Consider the following 4,463-nt stretch of genomic DNA (forward strand, 5'->3'; position numbering starts at 1 on the left):
TTTTACTTGAAGCTAAAGCTACTCCCTCCACCTGCCGAGCAGGTGGTTTATTTTTCTGCCATACAATTTGGGGAGGGTGTGACTTGGTATGAGTCACACCCTCCCTCTCTTAGAACTGTCTATTTCCCGACAGCCCCTTCGATGATATCAAGCAATAATCAAAAACTTTTCAATTATCCCGATTATCAGAGATAACCTTCTGGGATGAGTAATCACCCAAAGAAAGAATTTTCAATATTCGAGACTGTGAAAAAAAAGTCTCGGAGATCCCCTTTTGAAGACCGGTTTGGGATGATCGTTGATATCGAATATACATCCCGTACAAACAGCCGTCTGAAAAGGCTGATCAGGAACGCTGAGTTAAAGTTCGTGGTGAACCGGAAATCATGTACCCGCGTCCGTCTTTTCTTTTATTACTCTTTTTCCAGCTTATGCCATTCATTTAAGACTGCTTCTACCTGTGCAATTAACTGTTCCTTATCCGGGGCTGAAATCGTCAACAGTTCGCAATAATGCGACCATAACAATTTAACAGACACTGTCTGTTGCATTTGATAGTTCTGATAGAACTGTCTCATAAATTGAAGATTAGAAACAGAAAATCCCTTTCCAAATTATTTTGTTAATTCTTTCGACAGCTGCTTTAAAGTCTGCTTTCCGTAATCTGCCCGCTCTTTATTTTCCTGTTCATGCTCAACAATAATTTTTCCTACCTTCCAATAAGTAGATAATAATTCTGTATTTACTTGTACCGACATGTGCTAACATGCCTGTAATATTAATTCTCTGATTTCATTCATCATAGAATTAGTATGTGTCAAATCACTCAAATTTCATGCCCCTTTCCAGGTAGAATCTCTTTACCCATTTACTTTTAACCCCCATGTATGCTTATCGTTTTATATTTTCATTGTTCCGTCTGCAAGGTCTTGTGCAACAAACGGGATAAAGTAAACAGGATTTTCAGTCACCTGTGAGACTTTCATACCTTTCCTTCACATTATGATATATTTCATAAAGATATTGTGTATGGTAATCGCAGAAATTAGAGCCAGACGCGCATGGATTATCACACACTTCTTTTCCATTCTCCATAAAGCGGCACTTATTTTCTTTGTTTCTGTTTGAAGAACTGTAGGAACCTCCTGACGTACTATTTGTGGAACCACCAGATGTACTACTTACTTCCACCCAGATCGCCGGGCGCACAGTAAAAGCCTTTACATCTACATAGTTCCAGTTAAAGCTTCCATCGGTTCTTCCATTCCACCCCACTGCTCCTGGTTCTCCGATATAAGAATCCCGCATCCATACTCTGGCCTGATCTTTCAGCTCTTCTGCCGTCATATCCGGGAATTCTTTCTGAACCTTGTCTATGGCATAATCCGTAACCGACATGGTCTGTTCTCTCAACGCATCAGCATAAGTCCAGACATCCTCATAGCCTAATACAAAAACCTTATCCTGCGTTTCCACCTCTGAGACCTTCTGTTCACCATTACTCATACTGCGCACTGCTGACGTGAGATCTGCAGGAACAATACACATTTTCTCCGTATCACTGAATGCCTCATTATAGAACGTTTCATTCAGCCATTTTCTGAGTGTACAATCCTCCCAGTTTATTTCTTTTCTCTCTTCATTGTATACCATCAGATCCAGCGCATTTTTGCTCAAAAGAAGGATCTTATCTCCATCTCTTTCAATGTATTCCCAGATAATTTCTTCTTTTCCATTCTCCGTGTGATTATCCTGTTCATAGGTGCCAAAAGAAACTTCGTCACCTGCCTCTATCCCACTCAACTTATCACTCAGTGTTTTTATGGACTGACAATTTTCCAGCTGTATCTGGCTGTCTTTGTAATCATTCAACTTTTCAAACAAAGCTTCCGCTTCTGTATATCTTTTTTCTGCAAAATATAGCATTCCCATCTGATACTGGCATTCCTGATTCTGCGCTTCTGCATCCTCATATCCATCAGCCAGCGTAAAATTATCAGATGCCTCTTCATAATCCTGAGATTCCATCTGGGAAATTGCCAGTTTGTAATAGCTTTCTTTGCTTCTTTTTGCAGCATCTTCATAATCTCCAAGTTCAGAAAAAGCTGCGCCTGCATCTTCATAGTCCTCATTCTTGAAACTTTTCTCAGCATTCACATATGCTGCCTTTTGTCTAGCCGCACCTGCCTGGTCTGCACTGTCCAAATAACTTCCCAGCGCCTCAAATGCTTCTGCCGCTTCTATATACTTTCCTTCCTTCAGCAAAACTTCCGCCTGGTCATATTTTTGTGATGGGATCACTACCTTCACAGTAACAACTGCACATGCAATGATTACCACACTCGCTACACCAAGGATCCATTTTCGGCCTTTTGCATTTCTCCACTGCTTTGACTTTTCTGTAGTCTTCTGTTCTTCCACTATTTTCCTTCCTCCCATTTCTGCAGCCTTTTCATTTCCATTCACTCTGTAACCACCAGCACTTTTTCATGTATGAAATATAATTTGCACCAATTATCAAACTGCTCTTAACGGATGTTTTTGTCAACTAAGATAAAGTTTCTTGGCAGATCGTCTTTATTAATATAATCTGTTCTGTTGCAGATTACCGTATCAAAAGAAGTCAAAGAGATCAGACTGCAAAAAGCTTTGATATACAATTTGGATGCATCCATAAGAAGAATGTTTTTCACAGCTAATTTCATTGCCGCTTCTTTCACTGCCATAGTTTCCACTTCTGCTGTGTAGATCAGTTTGCAATCTATATCTGCGCCCAGACAGCTGGGAAATGCAAAATCAAAATTAAATCTGCTGATTTCTGCAAGTGCCAGTGGGCCTGCTGTCAGATTGTACTTTGGAATATAACTTCCTCCGATGACAAACAATTCTATTTTTCTGAATCAAATGATGTTGGGGTCAAAACTAAAGTTCTACTATATTTTTTTACCCTTAGTACCTTGAAAATTTCATATTTTGTAGTAATATTCATTTTGCATAATGATATTGTGATAAAGCTCCCAATGATTTAAGTAATACTCTTCACGTTCAATTGCAACTGATTCGCAAAGTTAATCGCCATTATCTTGCTGCTCTTTCAATTGCTTTAAAAATCATCTGAATAGTCAACTTCTCCAGCGTCTATATCATTACTTCTAAAATCGATAGTGGTTGAAATGTTGTAGTTATCCGCAGACATTTCCATGGAAATATATGTTCTTTCCAGCTGCCATGCTGTAAGATAATCAAGATATCCATATTCCAATGCAGTTCCTTTTCTATCCGCATAATATGATTTTTTTCCATTATCAGACCAATTTTCAAAATCGTAATCCGGTTCATCATATTTCTTAGTGAGGGCTTCCCGGATATCTTCATAGTCATCAATAAACAAATTTTCATTACTATGTTCTTCGGACAAAATATACCTTGTACAAAATAAACCCTCATTGCAAAAATAATAAGCCAATACAGCATCTTTTCCTGCAACAGTAGTTTTATAAGCAACATAATGAGCATCCTGTGCTGTCATGTCATCTTCTAAAAAAGGTTCTCCCTCAACTTCCTCGACCTTCTTCTGACTATCACCCCAATTAAAAGTTTTAAAGTCATAAGCTACTTCATCAACATTTTCTGTGCTTTCTTCTTTCTGCACCTCGCTAGCGGCTAATGCATCCATCGGAACGCTCATTGTAACTACACCACATATTAAAAGCGCCAATATAGTTTTCATCTTCATATTCTTCTTCCTCCGTACTAAGTAATATAAAAAAGCATTACAATTCCTTGTAACTAGAAAAGCAATGCTCTCTTATCATGTAAAATTGCAACTGGCTGTCATACATATGCTTAGACCCTGTATTTTGCGTCACCGGATTTCTCCGACTATGCCGTGTATTCTTTTGTTTTTAATTTTCTTATAGCCAAACATTATTATCCAATAAATAAAACCGCCACACATATAAGCCATTATGTCATATGGATCCGATATCGTATCTGTTCTAAATAAAGGTGTAATATATTCCCAAAAGATTCCACACAAAAATAGAAGTAGTTCTATTCTCCATAACTTATATAGCATACCTTTATAATAATAAAAAACACTATTACAATATGCTATGAAGGTAATCCCACCTACCAAATCATTAAAATAACATGTCATAAACCATTTAAGCCACGGCATTGAAATATAACTTTTTAAATATTTATTTAGCAATACTGTAGTCAAAGTTATTAACATGATTCCATAATTCTTTTTCATTAGCCATCAATTGAGAAAATGATCAATGCTAACAGTACAGCTCCAACAACACCCAAAAAACTTAATCCGTTATTATTATTACCTGCCATAAAAATTTCTCCTTCCTCAAATCCTTTTTTAGCATATTGTTTCTATCTAGTCACAATAATAGCACTAAATCTGAATATAATCAATACAAATGTTTCTAATAGGTGACATCTAATAT

At 37.3% G+C, this 4,463-nt stretch carries 4 protein-coding genes, 2 pseudogenes and 1 riboswitch; of the genes and pseudogenes, 2 read left to right on the top strand and 4 right to left on the bottom strand.

The window, feature by feature from the left end; genetic code table 11:
• Window positions 1-195, top strand: a 195-nt coding sequence (locus R1Y93_RS12255) for a hypothetical protein (RefSeq protein WP_500823021.1), incomplete at its 5' end; no start/stop codon positions are given.
• A 60-nt stretch (window positions 196-255) separates the two neighbouring features.
• Window positions 256-357, top strand: a pseudogene (locus R1Y93_RS12260) (AAA family ATPase); the annotation flags it as partial.
• A 56-nt stretch (window positions 358-413) separates the two neighbouring features.
• Here R1Y93_RS12260 and R1Y93_RS12265 read toward each other — a convergent pair.
• The 4 genes and pseudogenes from R1Y93_RS12265 to R1Y93_RS12280 all read right to left on the bottom strand — a co-directional run bounded on the left by R1Y93_RS12265 (window position 414) and on the right by R1Y93_RS12280 (window position 3,736).
• Window positions 414-758, bottom strand: a pseudogene (locus R1Y93_RS12265) (DUF1016 N-terminal domain-containing protein).
• A 205-nt stretch (window positions 759-963) separates the two neighbouring features.
• Window positions 964-2,466 (bottom strand): DUF6273 domain-containing protein, encoded by a 1,503-nt coding sequence (locus R1Y93_RS12270; protein WP_500823022.1) that lies wholly within the window; start codon window positions 2,464-2,466, stop codon window positions 964-966.
• Window positions 2,467-2,528: 62 nt separating this feature from the next.
• A complete protein-coding gene (locus R1Y93_RS12275; protein ID WP_500823023.1) occupies window positions 2,529-2,885 on the bottom strand; it encodes a DeoR/GlpR family DNA-binding transcription regulator in 357 nt (118 codons plus the stop codon).
• Between the two features lie 218 nt (window positions 2,886-3,103).
• Entirely contained in the window at window positions 3,104-3,736 is a 633-nt protein-coding gene (locus tag R1Y93_RS12280; protein WP_500823024.1) for a hypothetical protein, read from the bottom strand.
• 83 nt (window positions 3,737-3,819) lie between these two features.
• Window positions 3,820-3,899, bottom strand: a riboswitch (cyclic di-GMP riboswitch).
• Window positions 3,900-4,463: the final 564 nt, after the last annotated feature.

The sequence above is a fragment of the Blautia sp. HA3515 genome, from assembly GCF_059933065.1.